A 21480-nucleotide genomic window follows, 5' to 3' on the forward strand; every position below is an offset into this window, starting at 1 on the left:
CTACCTCCTCAGTTTTTTATTAACTGTTGTGACCCTGAACCGACAGGGTCCACTTAAACTATTTACATCTAAAAAAACATCTTGTTCACATACGGTCTTACAACAGCACGATTAAACAAGCAATACCTTAAAAAACCATATAGATCAGTGCTCTTTAGAAGAAGTTTATGAATGAGCACTCATTTATAATTCAAGGCTTTTTTATATTAGGTTGGCTGGTAATTGTCAAGAAAATTTATTGGTAGGCCCATTAGGCCTAACTGTATTCACCCCGTACAATTACCTCCCGGGGCTTAGCTCCGTCAGCGGGGCCCACGATGCCCTCTTTCTCCATGGTTTCTATCATCCTTGCCGCCCTGTTATAACCAACCCTCAGTCGTCTCTGTACCATGGAAATAGAAGCTTGGCCGGCCTCTGTAACTATGGCGACGGCCTCGTCATACCTTTCATCAAAATCTTCTTTTTCGCTACCTTCAGCTCCTGCCGGATCTTTTTCTATCTCATGCATTACAGCTTCATCGTAAGTTGATTCCCCCTGCGTTTTCCAGAAATCAACAATATCAGAGGTTTCTTTTTCAGAGATATACGCTCCATGAATTCTTTTTATGGCTGAAGTTCCTGGTGCGAGAAATAGCATATCTCCTGCCCCGAGCAAATGCTCAGCTCCACCTGCATCAAGAATTGTTCTCGAATCAATTTTTGAAGAAACCTTAAAGGAAATTCGGGTGGGGAAATTTGCCTTAATTAGCCCTGTCAACACATCAACAGAAGGCCGCTGCGTTGCAAGGATCATATGAATACCTGCAGCTCTTGCCATCTGTGCAAGTCGTGCAATTGCGGCCTCCACATCCTTTGAGGCAACCATCATAAGATCTGCAAGCTCATCTACAATCACTACGATATACGGAAGCTTTTCCATCTCTCTCTGATTGTAGCTATCAAAACTTTTCACCTTGGCTTCTTCTAGAAGCCGATATCGCCTTTCCATCTCCCGTACTGCCCAGTTAAGAGCTCTTGAAGCAAGCTTTGGATCTACCACCACCGGATGCAGGAGGTGTGGAATACCCTCATAGCCTGAGAGTTCAATTCTCTTAGGATCAACCATCAGAAAACGTACTTCTTCAGGGGTCGCATTATAAAGTATAGAGGCAATAATAGTATTAATACCAACACTCTTACCAGCCCCGGTAGCACCAGCTATGAGTAGATGAGGCATTTTAGACAGGTTTGCCATGGACAGATTACCAACAACATCCAGCCCAAGGGCAATGGATAATTTATGGGAGTTTACCCGGTACTCTTTTGCCCCTATTAGCTCACGAATAAATACGATCTGTCGATTATCGTTTGGTATCTCGATCCCAAGGGCCGCTTTTCCAGGAACTGAGCCAACAACACGCACCGACTGCGCCTTTAAACCCAGGGCAAGATCATCTGCAAGTCCTGCAATCTTATTAATTTTAACACCGGGAGCAGGAGAATATTCATAGGTTGTGACCACAGGCCCCGGGGAAATCCCTACAACTTTTCCGGACACTCCAAAGTTCTTAAGCTTCTGTTCAAGCTGCATTGATAGCTTATAATACACTTCTTTATCTATCTTCTCATGAACCTGCTCCGCACTACTCAAGAGTGAGAGTGGTGGAAGCTTCCAGTCGCCTCTTGCAACGGGCATGGTAGCAAACTCTTCTTCCTTCTCACTGTTTTTTTTGCTTCTCGCAGGCTCTTTCAACACAGGGACGGTATTACTCTCAGCCACACTTACTCCAGGCGTTGGCACCTCCACCTTAGGAGTACGCTTTCGCCTCCTCTTTGGTTTCCCCTCAGATTCATGCTCATCTTCTGTCACTGTCCTCCTGGACGCCTTAACACTTGCCCATAGTTTCTTGAGCCCCTTTCCTGTAGCAACCAAAAGCTGGTACGGGGAAAACTGGGCAGACAACATCAGTGAGATGAGAAACACCATAAGAAAAACGAGCACTGTGCCACCATGGCCAACCACAGCGTCCAGTAGGACAAAGCCAGTTTTACCTAAGAATCCGCCAGCTCCAAGAAACGATTCATCGCGAATCGTAAAGGATGAAAGCAGACCACAAAAGGAAATCATGGCTCCGGTTAACCCGGCAACAACATGGGGCAAGCGTTGAAAACTTATCTTAGAACCAAAGAACAAGAAGGAGGAAATCATCAACAGAGTGGGAAGTAAGTAAGCACCCCAGCCGATAAAACCGAAAAGAACTTCTGCTATCAGATTACCAACCTTACCACTCCAATTGGCATCAAACTTAAAGATATAGGCAAAAAGACTAAGATAAAGAAAGAGAGAGAGACAAATACCGAGAACAGCAAGAGCTTCCTGTTTTAATCCCGGTTTTGCAGGTTCAGTTTTTGGAGCCATATTGGTTTTACCACTTCTTAATTTAACATTTTAGCAAGTCCTTCGGGCACACATGTACCCGGAATTCACTATAAATGCAAGAAGCGCCCCAATGAGCAACTACTGCTTTTGCGCAGTCAGTACAGCATCAAGAATACCATTTATAAATTTGGGTGATTCTTCCCCGGCAAATTTCTTGGCAATCTCCATCACCTCATTAATAGCCACCTGGGGAGGCACACTGTCGCAATAGATCATTTCGTACACTGCAAGTCGAAGCAGGTTGCGATCAGTTGCAGCAATGCGCGGCAGTCGCCAGTGGGTAGCTGATTTGCTAATCGTGCTATCGATCTCTTCAAGGGAGGCAGTAATACCCTTCAAAAGAGTAAGAGCGTAGGGCCTTGACTTCTTATTCACCTGAAAAAGTGTGCAAAAAAGCTCAAAACGCTCTTCCAGATCGTAGCCAAACTCCTGACCTGCCGTAATAGTAAAGTCTTCCTGATACAAAAACTGGAGGGCAGCTTCCCTCGATATGCGCCGTATACCCATTATAATTTAAGGTCTCATGTAAGTTTTTTTTAATACTACCCCGAAAACCGGGAATTACGCCAGATCTATACACCCGTGAAAAGCATTCGTTCAATAGAAGAATTAGATCTTAAATCCGAATAAATTTCAAAAATACCAAAAGGGGCCAGTGGAAGTCTCCCTCCTATCCGGCCCCTCATTTCTCTGGCAACATTCTGTCATACTATTCGTGCCTTACCCAGGAAAGTATATTTTTATTCCTGATAAATTCTATTTACAAAAAAGCACGTACCCCGGACAGAGTTTTCACGTAACCGGGTGCAACACAAGACAGTATCAGTCTAGCGCGTCGATCAGATTAGCCATTTCGATTGCAGCAACAGCAACTTCACTTCCTTTATTACCAGCCTTGGTGCCACTTCTTTCGATGGCTTGCTCAATGGACTCTGTGGTGAGAACACCAAACAGAACAGGAACCCCGGTCTCAAGGCTTGCTTGAGCTGATCCTTTTGAGACCTCGTTAACGACAACATCAAAGTGAGGGGTTGCACCCCGGATCACAACACCAAGAACAATGACAGCGTCATATTTCTGGGCACCTGCAAGTTTTTTAGCTACAAGTGGAATCTCAAAAGCACCAGGAACACGAACAACATCAATATCGCTATCCAGAGCACCTGAACGCACAAGACTGTCCAATGCACCTTCTAAAAGCTTTTCAACAAGAAAGGAATTAAAACGTGCAACCACAATTGCAAACTTCTTTCCATCAGCCTTCAGATTACCTTCAATAAAATTAGCCATGTTTTACACCATTGATTTTAGAGCCGTAGCTATATAATTATTTGTCAACTTCTATAAGATGTCCCATTCGGTCCCTTTTACAGGTCAGGTAATCGCGACTTTCATCACCTGCAGGCATTTCAAGGGCAAGGCGTTCAACAACCTGGATACCGTAGCCTTCAAGACCGACAATCTTTTTGGGATTATTTGTCAAAATCGCCATCTTGTTCACGCCAAGATCACGAAGAATCTGTGCACCAATGCCGTAATCACGCAGATCACTCTTAAAGCCAAGTCTGTGATTCGCCTCAACAGTATCAACACCCTCGTCATCCTGAAGGCAATACGCTTTGAGCTTATTCACAAGACCAATCCCCCGGCCTTCCTGACGCATATACAAGACAATGCCACTACCACGCTCATCAATCATCTTCATGGCAGCATGGAGCTGAAGACCGCAATCACACCTGGCTGAACCAAAGACATCACCAGTCAGACACTCGGAGTGAACCCTGACAAGCACTGGCTCATCACCGTTCACATCGCCTTTAACAAGGGCAACATGTTCGAGGTTATCGACGGTATTGGTATAAACGTGGGCTTTAAACTCTCCGGCATGTTCAGTAGGAACACGTGCAACGACTTCACGGGTAATAAGCATATCTTCGCGCAGACGATAGGCTACCAGATCAGCTATGGTTGCAATTTTAAGATCATGCTTTTCAGCAAATATTTCAAGATCCGGCATGCGAGCCATGGTGCCATCTTCTTTCATTACTTCACAGATAACACCTGCAGGTAACTTGCCGGCAAGTCGTGACAAATCGACGGACCCTTCAGTCTGTCCGGTGCGGACAAGTACACCGCCGTCTCTTGCGCGAAGTGGAAAAATGTGGCCTGGGCTAACCAGATCTTCAGGTTTTGCATCAGGAGCCACTGCTGCTAAAATAGTTCTTGCCCTGTCTGCTGCAGAAATACCTGTTGAAACACCAGTTCTGGCTTCGATACTGATGGTAAAACCTGTTCCGTAGGGGGAGGTGTTTTTGGGAACCATCATAGGAAGCTGCAGTTTATCCACAAGCTCTCCAGTGAGGGTCAAACAGATAAGACCACGACCGTGGGTTGCCATGAAGTTGACGGCTTCTGCGTCAACATCTTCAGCGGCCATATAGAGATCACCCTCATTTTCACGATCTTCATCATCAACCAGAATGACCATCTTACCGGCCCTAATGTCCTCTATTACGTCTTCAATTGCACTCACAGCCATAGTAATTCACACTTTTAAAAATTAGTAACAGTATCCCTTATACAGGGTCTACATAAATCCGTGTTGAGCTAAAAATCCTGGGTTGAGAATCTCTCCGGTATCCTTTTCGCCACCTTCTTTAGGTGCGAGCAGTTTCTCTACATACTTGCCAATAATATCTACTTCGATATTAACCTTGCTGCCAACGTTAAGCTGACCCAGCGTCGTTGTTTTTAGAGTATGGGGGATAATCGAAACAGAGAAGGTTCCCCTTCCACAACTATTCACAGTAAGACTCACCCCATCAATTGTAATTGAGCCTTTTTCAATTATGTACCTACCATGCTCCGCGGGCAGAGTGAAGTCAAATATGGTGTAATCACCAAGCGCTTTTTTGGCACTTACACTGGCCAAACAATCCACATGACCAGAAACCATATGTCCGCCTAACCTGTCGGAAAGACGAAGAGCCCGCTCCAGGTTTAGCGTATCACCAGAACCAACATGCCCAAGCTTAGTTCTCGATAAGGTTTCGGGAGATACATCTGCAGTGAAATGACGGCCGCGTATGTTATAGGCAGTAAGACACACACCATTAACCGCAATTGACTCGCCCTCTTCCGGGTCGCTTAGATCAAAACCTGCTTCAATTTCAAATGCAAGTCCACCACCAACGCTTCTCTTGCCTGTCAACTTACCGAGTCCGGCAACTATCCCTGTAAACATGGCCTATTCCTTAGCAGTCCGATCAGACCTCAAGATCTGCTGCTTTTTCAAGATATTTAGCCGCAATATTATCATGCTTAAAATTCTTATGAATTGAACTTATGGTACGATACGCGTCAGCCGCCTTGGACTTATCACCTTTAGCAACATAGATATCCGCCATTTTCTCAAGAGTATCAACGGAGCCCTGAGGATCCCTGTTATCCTGATAATGATCGAGAACATCAAGGGCCAGAGTAATTGCAGCATCATAACGTTCAAGACCGGTATTGGCCTCAATCATCTTCGCCATAACAGCCAGAATACTCATTCGGTCATTGGACTTATCACAAATATCATACGCCTTCTGGTAGTGGGTTAATGCGCTTTCAAATTCCCCACGAGCAATACAAACATGCCCCAGCTGGTTACTCGCATTGGCAATACCGTTTTCATCTTTTTTCTCTTGGAAACCAACCAGAGCGTTATGTAAAGCTACTGCTGCCTGCCCATAAGACTGATTTTCATAGAATTTCTTACCTTCCTCATACTCAGCCTTTACAGGATCAGTCTCTTTTTTTGCCTTACTGTCATCCATTGGCGCAATAGCGTCGAGAGGTTGTATATTATCACTACTCATTGTTTGGTCCCTTTTGTATTGCTTGTATTGCAACGGCTGCAACCTCGGCCACTGTAGCACTCACGAGCTTGCCCTCATCACAGTACAAAAATTCTGAGTTATCGTTTACCAGTTCCATCAGCTGAATAGAAGCCTCTGTTGCCTTAATTCGGCCCAGCAGCCGAACCACCTGACCTCGAACCTGGGCTTCCGGATGTTTCAGAAAATGAAAAAGGTTATAAAACGGAGTTTTTCTTATAAGATCAGGCCTATCACCTGCGATCTCAGCTAGACCCCAAATTGTCTGATTTATGGTCGAAGGCTCCCCAACATAGTTGAGCAGGTGCCGTGCAAAAGCGCCAAAAATATCCGGTCTCAGTGAAACAACATAACCAATGGTCTCAACCATACCCCATGGAGTCGCAGCAGAATCTGAACACGCCTCAAAAAGACGATGCAACAACTCTGACACAGAACCAGGATCTCGTGTAGCCACCCGTTCACAGACCTTGCCAATCATATAGGCGATGTGCCATCTCTTGGCATCATCGGGATCATAGAGAAGACGCTGCATCAAACGAAGTGTCTTTTTGTCATCAAGACACAGTCCAACGAGCGTATCAATATCACCGGCTTCAACCAGTTGCTTCACCAGTCTTTTATTGGATTTTTTCGCAACGTGCCCCTTTGCTGGAGCAGGTTCAACAACTACTGTACGTTCCTCTTTGATTGCAGGAATTACTTCCTGCAGAACGCCATCCTGCTTATCTTTGAATCTCTTGGCGATTTCCTGAATATCAGTGTGCAACCTGACAAAATAAAGAACACCACGTACTGCGCGGCCATCAATATTTTTTTTGGCTACAACCTGATTCTGCCCCTCATCATAGTTTTCAATCCTGCCTGTGAGGTAATCATCTTCCGGCAATAATTCCCAGGCAAAGTCAGCATTATCATTACAGGCATACACAAGGGTTTCCACAATAGCAGAACCAACGTTATGACCTGTTGCATCACTGGTATACACGGCGCCACAGAGGCAACGTCCCACGGGAAATTCATTCATCTTTCTTTCCGGTGCATGGGACGGTTTTGCTACATTCTGCCCACAGAAAGGACACCATGGACGTACAACATTATGATCTTTAGACATTATATATCGCTCTTTTTGTACAGGGAACTCTGTCTATTGGGCCAGCTTTTCCTGAAGACTTGACACGAAATTTGGATCAACAGAATACCCTAGCTCACGGGCCTTATCCACATGGGTCTTGGCCTCACTGAACCGTTCACTAAAATAAAGAGCAACAGCCAAATTGTTATGTCCAAGGGGAGAATCCGGATCAAGTTCCAGCCCCTTAGTGGCTGCGGTTATCGCCCTGTCATCATGACCTTTCATGGTAAGAACAGAGGTAAGATTCATCCATGCACTGGCAAGCTTTGGATCATTTTGAATAGCACGTTCATAGGCTGCAATAGATTTATCTAAATCATTTCTCTGCTGCCAGATAAGTCCGAGATTTGCATGGGCCTGTGCACTATCATTATTTACCCCAACTGCTTTTTCGTTCATCTCCTGTGCCTTATCAAGATTACCCTGGCCAAAATATATAGCTCCAAGATTGATCATGCTCTCAACCGACTGATCATCGATCTCTATGGCTCGCTTAAGCATCTCAATAGCTTCATCAATACGCCCGGCCTTCATATATACTAAGCCTAAATGATGAAAGGCCATTACAGAATTGGGATGTTCCTTACATTTCTTTTCGAGCTCTTCGATAACCTTTGGCAAATCTTCTTTCAAATTGTCTGACATTAAATCCCTCTATTAAAAAATTACAGAAATATTATATAGTAACTTTGACTTAGCGTGTTTTAGGCCCGAAGTAACACCCTGCATTGCCCTGAAAAATCAACAGGGACAATTGAAAACAGTGGCTGTATTGAGCGCCTACACTATAGACACCTTGGGCGTTCTTGCAAGAAGAAAATGGAAGCCGTTCTCATTGTCATATAAACTGGTTTTAATCGTCACCAAGTTGCTCAGAACAGGCAAGGCTTAATTCTAGAGCCTGGGCCTGAAGCACCTGTTTTGCAGTGGAGACATCTTTTGCAATCTGTTGAGAAAGTTCTTTGACTCCATTAAATTTCACCTCACCCCTAAGAAATTTCAAGAGGTTAACTCGTATCGGTTGACCGTAAATATCTTCGTTAAAATCAAAAATATGAGTCTCGGCAACGAGCTTTTCCTCTCCAAAGGTGGGGTTATAACCGATGTTCAAAACACCACCATAGCAACGACCGCCATAGACAACCTGGGCGACATAGACACCGTGACGGGGAACAAGATCTTCTTCATTAAATTTAAGATTTGCAGTGGGAAAACCAATGAGCTTGCCCCCCCTCTGCTTTCCAACCTGCACAGTGCCTCGTATCTGATAATTTCTACCCAGCAAGGCTCTTGCCATGGCCATTTTACCATCTTTCACCAGCTGTCGAATACGTGTGGAGCTGACAAGTTGGTCTTCTGCATATAGCGCTTCAACAACCGTCACTGGAAAACCAAATTCCTCGCCCTGATTTCTCAAAAAATCAATATTCCCTCCCCTTCCCTTTCCAAAGGCGTAGTCATATCCAACTACCAGCTCTTTAATATGAAGAGTATTTATCAAAAAATCCTGCACGAAGGTATCTGCGGTGGTCTTTGCGAACTCTTTCGTAAATGGGATTACTATAAGCACATCAATCCCTGCAGCCTCGATAAGTTCGGCCTTTTGCTCGCAATTAGATATCAGCTTAATGCCTTCCGGCAGCAGAACCTGGAGCGGATGGGGGTTAAAGGTAATCGCTACACTTGTACCATTATGCTGTTTGGCTTTTTGGCTTACCGTTTCAAATAACTGCTGATGGCCAAAATGAACTCCATCGAAATTGCCAATAGTGACACAGGGACAGGGAAATGTATCACCCATCATTTCCATATTATGATAAATCTTCATCTACTCATTTAGTTTTTTTTAAATTCAATCACAAGAAAGTCTTGACAAAAACCCGCTCAAGAATCATATTCATGCCCGTTGCCGAAGTGGCGGAATTGGTAGACGCGCTAGGTTCAGGGTCTAGTGGGGGTATCCCCGTGGAAGTTCGAGTCTTCTCTTCGGCACCAATTAACGATAGGGTGTAATTCTATGATCTCATAGGGTTACACCTTTTTTCGTTTCTACTCTCACCTAACCTCTCTACACCTACACGTCACCTCAAACCACTCCCAATAATGTCGTTTCCTCTACTGTACATCTACTGTGGAGGATGTGAGAATGACCAATATTACAACTAGGAACTTAAACTCAGCACAAGCCAAACCATCACCATACTTTATCAGAGATAGTAGACTCAAAGGGTTCGCTGTCAAGGTATACCCTTCAGGCACCATTAAGTTTATTGCAGAGATCTGGCAGGACGGTAAATCCATACGCAAGACACTTGGAGATTACCCTATAATGTCCTTACCCGATGCACGGCAAAGCGCTATCTCATTTATCAATGAGGTCAGACAAGGTAAACTAATTAGCCAAAAGAAACAACAGACTTTAGGTAAGTTACTTGCTCAGTATCTATCGACTACAAAGTTAAAGCCAAACACCATCAAGAACTACAAGCATGTTGTTCTCTTCTATCTATCTGATTGGCTTAATAAACCTATAACTCAGATCAGCAAACGCAAAGTAGAAGCCAAGTTCTACCAAATACGTGATATCGGAGTTGGGGGTGGCAAACCGACTTTCTCTCAAGCAATCGCTACGATGAGATACCTTTCAGCCCTGATGAACTACGCTATGGCAGATGAGATCATCGATAGCAATCCGGTCCAAGTGTTAAAGCTCAAGAGAGTCGACAGAAGCCTCAGAAAGAGAGAGAACTACCTACCAGCAAATAAGGCTAAGGAATTACTACACATAAGCGCCTCAGAGACACACCCAGTGACCTTAGCAGTCCATCTAATGCTCTACACTGGTTTGAGAAAGAACGAGGCTCTCAAGCTCATGTGGTGCGATATAGAGGCCATTGAAGGCATTGATTGTCTTATTATTAGAGATACGAAGAACAACCGTCCACACTACGTTCCAATAACCTCCAACATTAGGAAGATACTTGCTAAAGCTGCAAATAATACTGAGTTCATCTTCCCATCTACTCAGAAGAAAGGTGCTCCAATGGAGGATGTCAGACCTACTCTGGGGCGATTGTCGAAGATGATAGATATGGACTTTAGATGTCACGATCTACGTAGAACCTTCGCTACTAGAGCTTCTGATGTTGGTATAGATTATCTAATGATTAAGAGAATGCTGAACCATAAGAGTAATGACATTACGGGACATTACATACAGTGGCATTCGAAGGATAATTTAGAGTCTATGCGGGTAGCGTTAAAACGAATAAAATATTGACCCTATTGTAATTACACGAGTTCTTGTTGTATACCATGGGAATCTATCATTCGTTTCAATGGAGAAACTCGCATGACTTTACCCAGTAATAAAATGGCAGGATGGCAATGGTTGCTCGAAGAAAAAGGTTATCAACTAATTAAGTTGGCTCGAAGAAGTAAAGTACCAGTCAGAGGTGAGAGTTATGTGAATCCGGTCATACGAGCCTTCGAGGAAGTTAATTTAGATAGAAATGGAAATGCAGGGGTACTTACTGGTCGAATATCTAAACTCATAGTCTTAGATATTGATGACGAATTATTGTTCCCTCCTGAGTATGATATACCAGATACTTTCACTGTGAAGACTGCAAAGGGCTATCATCATTATTACCAGTTGCCCGATGATGATAAATCTTATCGTTGCCGGAAGAAAGGAGACCTCGGTTTTGACATCAGAGCTGATGGAGGTTACATAGTTGCTCCTTGGTCTAAACATCCAGATGGCCCTTTGTACAGAGCAATTGAAGATAGCCAAGTTACAGATGCCCCATCTTGGTTGCTAGATTTGTCCGAGTCAGTGGCCTCAACCAGTAGCCATAGTAACCAGAGATCAAGGGAAGTCAGGCAGTCATTGCGAACAATCAATGCACCTGAAGGCTTCTTATTACCAACGGTAGATATATCCCTATTAGAGCAGCAACACCCACGAAGTAGACGATCTGATAAAATATGGTTAGCCTTGCATGAACTGGTTCAGATAAACACCCAAGATGATTGGATTTTATGGGTATTTGAATCGTATCCAAACGGTATAGGGGAAAAATATTTTGAGAAGGGAGTCGGTAGAGCTAATTGGTTGCTAGCTCAAATAGACAAGGTTCGGGCAGAGGTTGCTGATAGATTCGCCGACCCAGTTGAAGCTGAGGATCAAGAGTCAGTTGTTTCTCTAACAAAAGAAATCAAGGACTTTATAGCTAGCAATGCAGTGTATATCACTGAGGAACATGAGCAATCAATAAGGGACTTTGTCAATTTACTCATTGGGCTTTATGAAGGTTCAGTGACAGGTTGGTACTCAATCCCAATCCCAGTAGCTGGTGGTAAGACGCAAACAATATTGCATTTCATCAAGTTCCTGTCAGAGCATGACACAAACAGATCCTTTCCAATATCTGTAGCATTTGAGAAGATCAAGGAAATAGAGCGCGCTGCTGATTGGCTTGAAGAAAAAGGTGTGCCTAGTAACTTCTACCAAGTCGTCCACCATGAAGTACCTGACATTACCTCGATCTTTGAGTCTCTCCCGACTTACCCTGTGATTCTTCACACTCACCAGAAGTTAAGTGGCTCCTCGTATGTCGATGAGTATTTTAAATATAATGGAGAGATTAGGAAGCTACTGATCTTCGATGAAAGCATGCTAAATGCTATGACTTACTCAGCCTCATCTAAAGATATATCGATCAAACTATCGAATCTACAGCGAGAGTATAATCTAAACGACTCACTTCAAGAGAGTGTTCCAGCCGAAATAGCACTGTTTTTTATGAAGCTTAATCAACTAATCGAAACTAAGGAAAGAGAGTTGATTTCTGGCACTGAGAAAGAGGTTGTCATTAGCCCAGATACTGGTGATTTAGAAGGTATTGAATATGGTGAATTGATAAGGTATTCAAGAATATTTGAGGGCAAACTTGGTGGGACAGATCTATACAGAAAAATCCTATTATCAGCTTGTGCACCATCGGGTTTACGAGCAATGTCCCTCATAAAGGTTCAAGGGAAACCAGCTCTTTTTGCTACGAAGGAGTTATTTGATGACAGTATAGAAAGCCTCATAACCACAGATGCGTCAAGGGAGTTTCGTAGGTTATTTAAGTATACTCAAAGGTCGGATAGTAAGCAGATCAAGATATATCAAATTGATAACTTCAGATGGGATGATGAGCTTCTAATATCGTGCTACAACAATTATTCTGGACAAAATAATGTTAAGCAGGCTTTCGAAGGAGATGAAGAAGAAAATCCATACTTGGAGAAGATTCTTGAGGTTGTACAACAGGACAACGACTACTGGAATGAAGAGAACCAGATGGCTGGTCCTGACGTAACCATACAAAAGCCTAAATACCTATTCTTCCATTCCAAGCAAATAAGAACAATACCCTGTCAGATTAAACTTAGATTGTTAGAAGAGGGGCTAATACCAGTTGATGAAATTAATGAACGATTGTTCTTCGAGACCTTTGGCCGAGAGAATGCAACAGATGAATATAAGGATTGTGAGGTAATCTTTTTCATCGGACTCCTTCATAAACCAGACAGTGCAATAGATGCGCTATTAGCTGGAGAAGGGTTCGCAGGAAATAAGGATGCGGTTCGAGAGGAGGTCAAGGTCGGAGAGTTTCTCCAACAATTGCAACAGGGGATAGGGCGAGGTGCTTTGAGGCAGGGAAGGAGACAGTTCGTTCATTTCTTCCACCATAAGCCAGAGATCTTTGAGCGTGACCTTCGAAAAGCTTTCCCTATGAGTTACTATAATGGAGTAGCGCCTCCAGATCTTTGTGAGATCGAATACCTACCAGAAGAACCTGAAGATGAAGAGTTTACTTCTGTTGACTGAGACCTCTATAAACTTTTACACAATGGTGGGAAGGTGATGGAAAAGTCTTAAAGATATATGTGTGCATTTTAGGTGCCCCTATAAAGGAGTAATAGAAGTGCACACTTGCACTATTTGATTTCAGAGTTTTATAGGTCCTTGAGGACTCCAGACAATTTCCCCAATTGTGGAATGTTCTATAGAGGTCTAATGCCCCCCGTATCAGAACTTATTGACACTGAGGAAAGGCCTAGAGGGGTTACCTTTGAGGTTACTATAGGTATCTGAACTGCACAATTAGTCAGTGAGTTACAAACAGGTTATCTTTGTTTCCTATCTACTATATCGCTAATAAGGGCCTGCAATGGCAAGGGTATTAGTGCCTCTTATTCTATTGGAAATGTCTACCCAATCTAGAGAAGCTTTATCGTACGAACAAGTGTCGTCTTTTTTGCCAGTAAAAATAGTTAGGGGTGAAGAACAGTAGTAATACAACTACTATGCCTAAGGAATAATTTGCTAAAAAATCCACATTACCTATCGCTCTAGAGCTTTGATTCAAAGGAGTCAGAAGGCAAGCCAATGCAAGTGTTACCCAATTTAATTTCCACCCCCATAATAGGCGCCGATGTAGTCCAACTGAAGTAGTAATTTGAAGACCTGAGGCTAAAAGCAATGCTGCACCAATCCAAATTATAGTTGTATTACCTTCTCCTGCAACTTTTAGAAGAGATAAAGAGTATATAAGTCCACAACAACCACCAACTGGTAAACTGAAATATGTCCAAATTTTCAACCATTTCAACCCAAGGTTCTGGGGATTCTCTATGATTCTCTTATTCCTGAAAGTCTCCCTACCTACAGATTCAGAATGGTAACTATAATCTTTTGCTTTTATAGCAGGTTTGGGCGCATCAAAGAAGATCTGGCCTGTAGGAGTCTCTTGAGTCATCTTGCTTGGAGTACCAGGCTTAGGCCTGTCAAAGAAGATTTGGCTCGTAGGAGTCTTTTGAGGTGTCTTGAGGCTGTTGTTTGAACTGTTATTGGGCATTGGAGACACATTGAGGCTTGTCGCAAAAGGATCTGGGTCACCACAACTAGGACAGGTATCTTCAGTACAGTGTAGCTGAGCTTTGCATATCATACACTCTAGTGATGTTGAAGCCTTACAAACTGGGCAAAGAATCGCCCGCTTGGATAATTTATTGGAGCAATTAGGACAATCAAAAAGTATCGCATTACCACCTTCATCAGCTTCATAGGACGAAAATGATTTATCTATCAAATTGATATTAAAGTCACATTCGTTACAGTGAGCCTCACCTGGATGGATCGTCGCTTGACAGTCAGGGCAAAGTTGACTGCCATCATTAAGCACAAAGATTAACTTTACAAATGGGTCAGGGTCACCACAGTTTGCACACGTATCTGAATCACTAGAGATCTTATACTGGCAAACGGAGCATCTTTGTTTGACACTTTCTCCACATTGAGGGCAAGTTTCAGCTCTAGGTGAAATTGGGTGAGAGCAATTCATACAAGTAATCAGTTGAGTACTATCGACTTCACTTTCAAGGCTCTTTCCACACTTTTTACACTTAGACTTATATGACCAGTTAGCCTCACCACATTGGGAGCATAACACGACCGGACTTTCTGTACCTGACTCTTTTTCTGTTCTTTTCTTGATGTTTCTAACTATCTTTATTTCTTCAATCAACAAAGTATAGTTTGCTAAGGGGCCCCACTCTTTGGAGTGCATATTGTAAACTTTAGCTGTCTCATCAATCCTGTTATCGTCTAACAAATCTATGATCTCACTTACCGAGAGGAATACGTTATCATTATCAACTTCATGCCTATCTGTTGGTATGAGTAAATTGAATACTAGTTCTGACATCACCCCTCCTGTAATGGGTAGAAGACCGCTACATTAGTCTTAGCCATCTCCACAAGATATTTAATCGCAATCGATGGTAGCTATAGTTCCATTTGAGTCTGTAAAGATCATTGTAAGTTTCAAACCGTATTGCAAGTTGTGACACCTATCTTCGCGAACGCTTTGTTTGAATCCACTAATGTCATTACGTATGATTTCAGACGCTGGTAAATCCATTACGTATCTACTGGTCATATGATTATCTTTACACTCGTAACCTGTGATAGTAGTGTCCTCATCGATACGATAAGGGAAATCAGGAACATCTACTCCATCACATAAATCATACGCACTCGAAGTACTGGTGAGTCCTAGTAAAATTGTTAGAAAACATCCTTGCTTGAATTTACTGAGTTTCATCCCCATATACATTTCCTTTGTTGACAACCTCTAACACCTACCATCTTTTTAGTTAGCTCTCTTCATTTATCATCAAACAGGTCTAACAGGTCGAACAGTCATTCACTGATCTCTAAAGCTCAAAGGCTCAGTCAGTTTTAACAATCCTCATAACAAGCTGCTCATATATACCACCTTCACCATCTACTCCATGCCAGATATCGAAATTAACCCACAATTTATAATCAAACTTCTGATAGAATCTGGAGTCATCAAAGTCATAACTGAAAGCTTCTAGATAATGCACATCATCTTTAGTCTTATGTCTGTGAGTATAACAGAAAACACTACTAGCACCGGAATCGTGCTTCTTCGTTGTGCAGTAGTAGAGGCCAGTTGCAAGATCTCTTTCTTTGACTTCTGTAAAATACTCATTAGATCCTGTTCCCATTGAGACATCAACAGCTAGAGTTATCGGTGGACCATCAGAAACCCAACCAATAAACTCACCCACTAGATCAGGATGAATAGGTTTGCCTTTATATGTGAAATGACGGTTAGCTTCAACTAAGGCACTTTCCATCTCCCTAGATATAGGTGGTGTAAACTTCTCAAGGAACTCAGTGTCTGTTAGGTTACTCGGCGCATCATTGGAGAATGCACAGATTGGAGTAAGAGATACTACAGATACAAATAGTAATACTCTGAAAAAATGCATAAGGCTGTCTCTCCAAGTGATAGATATGATAAGTACTTTCGGTGTATCACGACAGTCTAACAAGTACAATACCACATCGTAACACGGCCCAACCTCACCCCACTAGATACTCTTCTCGTAATCCTTCTTCATAATATTTATCAAGTTCATACTTCAGATGTTCTTTATAAACCTGCTCACCAAGCATCCCATACACCTTGATGAATTTTGCACTAATATACTTGAGACTATCCTGATTGATGTGTTCTTTTCGATACTCAGCGACACTCTTGAATGCATCTGTTACTTCCAAGATAATGTCTCGATCTTTGTAGTAAGTAGTGGTCTCCATATCTGTCTCCGATTCTGAAAGAAGAAGGGCTGGCCAAAACAACATGGCAAAAACCACGACGATAAATCTGTACACGTAAACCCTGAATAAAGGACCATCTACTTGTAAGTCCTCCTTCAATCGATTTCTCTTAATTGCAATAGCTACCATGCCCAGACACACATACACCACCATTGAAATGATGATCATTGCGCTTTAGCCCTTCACACAAGCTTTGTGCTGGCTATCACACTTAAAGCCTATGGGACAATCTGTATCAAAGGTACATTGACCATCTAAGTCCATATTTACACCAACACTGTCAAGGCTTGGAGATCCATAAGATTGTACTCCACTTTTTGTAACGGTTTTCATGCAAGTACCAGAACTTTGCAGTGGTCCTTTGACACATTTACTTCCTATGCCACAGCTGAAATCTGATGAGCACCCTCTGCTTTTAAATACAGATGACTTGGGTTTGGAATAATTGGTACTTGTTCTCAAGTTATTAGCGTAAGATGATACAGGTAAAGAACTAGAGGGCTTATAATATCTCTGCCTTCCGGATTGAACATTTGCGTATGCTCCTAACGCCACCACAGCACCAACAACGGCAACTTTTGCAGTAATTACCAACAATTCAGCAGTAACTTTTCCAACGGAACTTAAAAGGTGTACAAATTTATTAGGCTCTATTGAGTAACTGGATGCCCTCTGTTCAGTAGGTAACTTAGCTTTACTGGTGTTAAATTCTATTTCTCTATTTATCTCTGTAATCTTGGAACTAGCGTCACCAAAGTTGTTAGCAGCTGCCTTAGTATAGTAGTGCCTAGCCTGCTCTAGAGCACGGGGTACTCCTATCCCTTGTTGATACACTAAGCCCAGTAGATAGTTTGTCAGATCAATGCTATCCGCAGCTTCATTAGTAAGCATTGCCAATCCTTTTGATACATCTTGTGGAACAACATTTCCCTCAAGGTAAAACAGTGCTAATAAAGGGTCACCTCCCTTTACTCCACTCGTAGATGCTGATTGTAATAAATCAAATCCTCTTTTGGGGTCTTGAACTGTACCAAGCCCACAAGACAACATGTAGCCCAACATAGCTTGAGCCCTAGCACTTTGTTGATTGGCAGCCTTCTCAAGCCATGGTACCGCCTCTTTGAAATCCTGTTGCATAGATAAGAGTATACCGACTAAGGTTGCTCCACCTACATCATCTTGTTCAGCTAAGGCTTTAGACCATTTGATAGCTTCATCGATATCTTGAGTTACTCCAATCCCAATACCATATAGTTCAGCAAGAGCCGCTTGAGCCGAAGCATTCCCCTGAGTAGCAGCCTTGGTATACCATTCTGCTGCCTTGTGATAATCTCGTGAAGCTTCTTTTCCTAGATGATACAATCGCCCTAGGTTCATTTGAGCAATTGCATTCCCATTTTCAGCAATCTTACGATACCATGCAAATGTATCCTCGTATAATGCGGGATTAACACTATCATTAACAAGCGCTAGCCCTGCTCCATTATACAGCCTTGCTAGTCCTTCTGTTGCTCCCTTGGCATCAATACTCATCGCCTTGTTGTAGTAACCTTCTGCTACCAAAAAGTTCACAGGAGAGCCGTTACCAGATGTGTGATTACTACCAAGCATTAAATAAACAGTCCCTAATACCTTTCTAGCTTTATCATGTCCCAACAACATAGCTTTCTCAAAATAGAAAGCTGCTTCAGTAATGTCTTTTCCGACACCTAGTCCTCCGTAATAAATCCACCCTAGTCTAAAGAGAGCTTTAGCATTATCTAGACTGGCGGCTCGTTTATACCATTTGATGGCTTCTGTATAATCTTTTTGAACTCCAAGACCGTTATCGTAGAGATATCCTATATTGTATTGCGCCTTACTGTCCTTTTGGAGTGCAGCTAACTTGTACCATTCGAGCGCTTCTTTATAGCTCTGATTAACACCTTCACCACTCTGATACAGTGTTCCTAAAAAGTATTGACCTTCTGCTGATCCTTGTTGAGCAGCTTGACGCATCCAGTACACTGTCTTTTGTATATCTTGAGTTACTCCTTCACCTAAAGCGTACAGAAAAGCCAAATCTACTTGAGCTTTAATATCACCACCCTGAGCGGCCCTTATGACTTCCTTGGTAGTGTCACCCGCCACTGCTGGAGCAGGACAAGATGCGAGAATAACAATTAAAATAAATTTCAGGACATTCATGTGGCTTGTACTCCTTGGGATAGGCTAATACAACGGAATCGATCACTCATGTATATCACCTCGAACGGAACGTAACAATACCTCATCATAATAAACAGATTAGCGCCTCCTACTTGTCGTGTAACCTCCTACATTCATCACGATACTTCTTGGCCCACCATTCCAGATAGTGCTCATTGGAGCAGAAGGTCTTCTCTATTCTGACCTTGATGGATCTTCGAGACTCCTTATCACATATTGAGCACCTAGAGATACCCGTCTCTACAGTTGGCATTACAGATCCGTACATAGGAACTCTCGTGTAGGTCTGATTCTCGTATAACCCTGTAGTAAAACGGATACCATTAACCTCAGAGGGGCCATGAGTCTCTGTGGCACATATCTGTAGCAACTTAGACTTGTACTTCAATTGATAGTTACCGCCTGAGAACTTCAGACATCCCTCTCCTTTCCTGACTGGCTTACAATCAGATGCTCCTTTCATCACATAGAATCTCGTAAGGATACCTTCAGCACAATACTTGTAACCTATCCTTACCTCGCTAAGTTCCTTACCTAGCCTAGTTGCCTCCTTCCTGTAACGCTGCAATATCCCCGGTGTCACAATGCCACCAATGGAATCTTCCCAGCACTGAACTACCTCGTCATACGTCAACTCCTCGCACTTCCAGTTGTTACATTTCAGACAGACCATAAGACGCACCTCTCCCGCACTAGTTTGTAGTTATGTTTCTAGGATTTGTGTAGAGATGTCTGTGGGTTACCTGATTAGAAGTACATTATAGCTCTGTAGGTAGACAAATGCAACCCCACCGCAAGATACTGAAATCTTTGAAAATACAACCACTCCCACACAAGGGGGGGGGCATGTTTAGATTCTCAGAGGGGTCCCCCCACTATTGGGAAGATACCCCCACCATTTATTAGACGAGGTCATTTGATTAAAGCAGAAGGATCTGGCAGGATAAGTAAGAGATCTATAAGAAGTAGGGACTCATTGTATTGAGTCTCATTAACTGAGGCGTGTTGCTTATGAGATAAGTAGCACAAACATCTACTGTACATCTACTAGCACAAGGTGTACACAGGATAACAACAGGAAATGACAGAGGATTTATGGTAGACGCGCTAGGTTCAGGGTCTAGTGGGGGTATCCCCGTGGAAGTTCGAGTCTTCTCTTCGGCACCAAATTGATAAAGCATCGTAATCTTCAATGATTACGGTGCTTTTTTTAGTTTATCCGCTCTCGTTTTCCAGCTAGACTACCTGTCCGATCATCATAAGGCATACTATATAACCGTAGCAGCAAGCTGCAAGTAGCTCTTAATCAAATGGCACTCATATCATCGTCCACCTAAACAAAAAAGCCTCATATATGCCAGAGGCTTTAATTGGGTGTGACACACTACCAAAATCTATCTACTTAATCCAGACTGATATGCACCCGGGAAAACGAAGTCTACAAACCTTTCCCGCAACTCATGTTTTGAGGTAATGATACAGAAGCCACATTTACATCAAGAACTCTGCGACATATCCATATAATTTCAACTACATGCAGATCATTTAGCAATGAGCAAGCTGTTCAATTCACAGGCAGCAATGCTCTTAATTGAGTGGAATAATCACCTTACTTAATTTTTTTGCATTTTAAGATCTACCCGGCTTTTCATGCGTAAGTCTGCAAAAGGTAGAGCCTCGGAGAACCGACCACGCTCATACAATAAACTATCAGCGTGGCCTGAGGCGATCAATCGCCAGTCGAGGGGAGGATGCTCGGGGTTAATTGAATTGGCGTGTATCTGTATAGCTGTTGTACAATTACGGGTGAGTGCGTTGTAAAATGCGGGTGTTTTTTTTAAGCTTGTTCATTTCATGATGATACATAGACTCTCCCATGAAAAAGCTAACACAATAAAAGAGTATTTATCCATTGCAAAACATCTTTTAATGATCATTATAAGCAAAACATATGATCTTTCTTCATAGCCCCTTACAACCCACTTTACATGTACATAAATATATTGATCCATGGTCTATTGCCTTTACAAACATTAACTCAGGAGGTCACAATGAAAATTATTTTCCGTATGACACTGCTCGCCCTTTTATTTACTTCTTTTATCTCAACAGCGTGGGCTGATGAATTTGAAGAGACTAAAAAGATGTTCTCTGATGCAGGTATTTCAGAAATGTTTACCAGCGCCTACGGTTACGCCCTTTTCCCAACAATAGGAAAGGCTGGGTTTGTTGTTGGGGGAGCACTTGGTAAGGGGCGAGTCTTTGAACAACACAATTATATTGGTGACGTACTTATGGGCCAAGCTACGGTAGGTTTTCAAATTGGAGCATCCGGCTTCAGCCAGGTGATTTTCTTTGAAGACCAACGCGCCCTTCAGGAATTTACCAGTGGTAACTTTGAATTTGGTGCTGAAGTCAGTGCAGTTGCCCTCACTGCCGCAGCTGGTGCTACAGCCAGCACATCAGGGAGTTCTGCCACCGCAAGTGGCGGGAAAAATAATGCAACAGCCAAAGGCCCCGGGTACAACAAGGGAATGGCTACCTATACCATTACCAAAGGTGGGGCAATGGTCGAGGCCAGTGTCGGAGGCCAGAATTTTAAATTTACAAAAGTTGCTGAATAATT

The 21480-nt window shown here is 42.8% G+C and carries 18 protein-coding genes, 1 tRNA gene and 1 pseudogene; 4 read left to right on the plus strand and 16 right to left on the minus strand.

The window, feature by feature from the left end; translation table 11 throughout:
- Positions 1 to 256: 256 nt before the first annotated feature.
- The 9 genes from ACX6CI_RS13260 to ACX6CI_RS13300 all read right to left on the minus strand — a co-directional run bounded on the left by ACX6CI_RS13260 (position 257) and on the right by ACX6CI_RS13300 (position 9263).
- Positions 257 to 2398: an FtsK/SpoIIIE family DNA translocase gene (locus ACX6CI_RS13260; protein ID WP_458774123.1), complete on the minus strand. Its 2142-nt coding sequence runs from the start codon at positions 2396 to 2398 to the stop codon at positions 257 to 259.
- 99 nt (positions 2399 to 2497) lie between these two features.
- Positions 2498 to 2926, minus strand: a complete 429-nt coding sequence (nusB, locus tag ACX6CI_RS13265) for a transcription antitermination factor NusB (protein ID WP_458774124.1) — start codon at positions 2924 to 2926, stop codon at positions 2498 to 2500.
- A 315-nt stretch (positions 2927 to 3241) separates the two neighbouring features.
- A complete protein-coding gene (gene ribH / locus ACX6CI_RS13270; protein WP_458774125.1) occupies positions 3242 to 3709 on the minus strand; it encodes a 6,7-dimethyl-8-ribityllumazine synthase in 468 nt (155 codons plus the stop codon).
- Between the two features lie 37 nt (positions 3710 to 3746).
- The gene (locus ACX6CI_RS13275) at positions 3747 to 4958 is read right to left on the minus strand and encodes a bifunctional 3,4-dihydroxy-2-butanone-4-phosphate synthase/GTP cyclohydrolase II (RefSeq protein WP_458774126.1); all 1212 of its coding nucleotides are present in this window, start codon (positions 4956 to 4958) and stop codon (positions 3747 to 3749) included.
- A gap of 48 nt (positions 4959 to 5006) precedes the next feature.
- On the minus strand, positions 5007 to 5663 hold the full coding sequence (locus ACX6CI_RS13280; protein ID WP_458774127.1) for a riboflavin synthase: 657 nt from the start codon (positions 5661 to 5663) through the stop codon (positions 5007 to 5009).
- A 22-nt stretch (positions 5664 to 5685) separates the two neighbouring features.
- The gene (locus ACX6CI_RS13285; protein WP_458774128.1) at positions 5686 to 6282 is read right to left on the minus strand and encodes a tetratricopeptide repeat protein; all 597 of its coding nucleotides are present in this window, start codon (positions 6280 to 6282) and stop codon (positions 5686 to 5688) included.
- The gene (locus ACX6CI_RS13290) at positions 6275 to 7414 is read right to left on the minus strand and encodes a DVU0298 family protein (protein ID WP_458774129.1); all 1140 of its coding nucleotides are present in this window, start codon (positions 7412 to 7414) and stop codon (positions 6275 to 6277) included. The genes ACX6CI_RS13285 and ACX6CI_RS13290 overlap by 8 nt, the downstream gene beginning before the upstream one ends.
- A 33-nt stretch (positions 7415 to 7447) precedes the next feature.
- Complete coding sequence (locus ACX6CI_RS13295) at positions 7448 to 8080, minus strand: tetratricopeptide repeat protein (RefSeq protein WP_458774130.1); 633 nt, start codon at positions 8078 to 8080, stop codon at positions 7448 to 7450.
- Positions 8081 to 8288: 208 nt separating this feature from the next.
- Entirely contained in the window at positions 8289 to 9263 is a 975-nt protein-coding gene (locus ACX6CI_RS13300) for a bifunctional riboflavin kinase/FAD synthetase (protein ID WP_458774131.1), read from the minus strand.
- A gap of 80 nt (positions 9264 to 9343) precedes the next feature.
- Between ACX6CI_RS13300 and ACX6CI_RS13305 the strand changes: the two genes are divergently transcribed.
- The 3 genes from ACX6CI_RS13305 (at position 9344) to ACX6CI_RS13315 (ending at position 13319) form a co-directional block, all read left to right on the plus strand.
- A tRNA-Leu gene (locus ACX6CI_RS13305) sits at positions 9344 to 9430 on the plus strand.
- Between the two features lie 151 nt (positions 9431 to 9581).
- Positions 9582 to 10715 (plus strand): tyrosine-type recombinase/integrase, encoded by a 1134-nt coding sequence (locus ACX6CI_RS13310; RefSeq protein WP_458774132.1) that lies wholly within the window; start codon positions 9582 to 9584, stop codon positions 10713 to 10715.
- Between the two features lie 72 nt (positions 10716 to 10787).
- Positions 10788 to 13319, plus strand: coding sequence for a bifunctional DNA primase/polymerase (locus ACX6CI_RS13315; protein ID WP_458774133.1), 2532 nt, complete (start codon positions 10788 to 10790; stop codon positions 13317 to 13319).
- A gap of 403 nt (positions 13320 to 13722) precedes the next feature.
- Here the strand turns inward: ACX6CI_RS13315 and ACX6CI_RS13320 are convergent, their stop codons facing one another.
- From ACX6CI_RS13320 to ACX6CI_RS13350, 7 genes and pseudogenes are all read right to left on the minus strand, one after another.
- Positions 13723 to 15198, minus strand: a complete 1476-nt coding sequence (locus ACX6CI_RS13320; RefSeq protein ID WP_458774134.1) for a double zinc ribbon domain-containing protein — start codon at positions 15196 to 15198, stop codon at positions 13723 to 13725.
- A 60-nt stretch (positions 15199 to 15258) separates the two neighbouring features.
- Positions 15259 to 15603, minus strand: coding sequence for a hypothetical protein (locus ACX6CI_RS13325; RefSeq protein ID WP_458774135.1), 345 nt, complete (start codon positions 15601 to 15603; stop codon positions 15259 to 15261).
- 121 nt (positions 15604 to 15724) lie between these two features.
- Positions 15725 to 16294, minus strand: coding sequence for a hypothetical protein (locus tag ACX6CI_RS13330; protein WP_458774136.1), 570 nt, complete (start codon positions 16292 to 16294; stop codon positions 15725 to 15727).
- A 94-nt stretch (positions 16295 to 16388) separates the two neighbouring features.
- On the minus strand, positions 16389 to 16814 hold the full coding sequence (locus ACX6CI_RS13335; RefSeq protein ID WP_458774137.1) for a hypothetical protein: 426 nt from the start codon (positions 16812 to 16814) through the stop codon (positions 16389 to 16391).
- Positions 16815 to 16820: 6 nt separating this feature from the next.
- Complete coding sequence (locus tag ACX6CI_RS13340; protein WP_458774138.1) at positions 16821 to 18833, minus strand: SEL1-like repeat protein; 2013 nt, start codon at positions 18831 to 18833, stop codon at positions 16821 to 16823.
- A gap of 109 nt (positions 18834 to 18942) precedes the next feature.
- The gene (locus ACX6CI_RS13345) at positions 18943 to 19527 is read right to left on the minus strand and encodes a hypothetical protein (protein ID WP_458774139.1); all 585 of its coding nucleotides are present in this window, start codon (positions 19525 to 19527) and stop codon (positions 18943 to 18945) included.
- Between the two features lie 940 nt (positions 19528 to 20467).
- A pseudogene (locus tag ACX6CI_RS13350) lies at positions 20468 to 20686 on the minus strand (lipoprotein N-acyltransferase Lnb domain-containing protein); the annotation flags it as partial.
- A 219-nt stretch (positions 20687 to 20905) separates the two neighbouring features.
- Between ACX6CI_RS13350 and ACX6CI_RS13355 the strand changes: the two are divergent.
- Positions 20906 to 21478 carry a lipid-binding SYLF domain-containing protein gene (locus tag ACX6CI_RS13355; RefSeq protein ID WP_458774140.1) on the plus strand — a complete coding sequence of 191 codons (573 nt, stop codon included), beginning with the start codon at positions 20906 to 20908 and terminating at the stop codon, positions 21476 to 21478.
- Positions 21479 to 21480: the final 2 nt, after the last annotated feature.

The organism is Desulforhopalus glucosivorans (assembly GCF_054397165.1).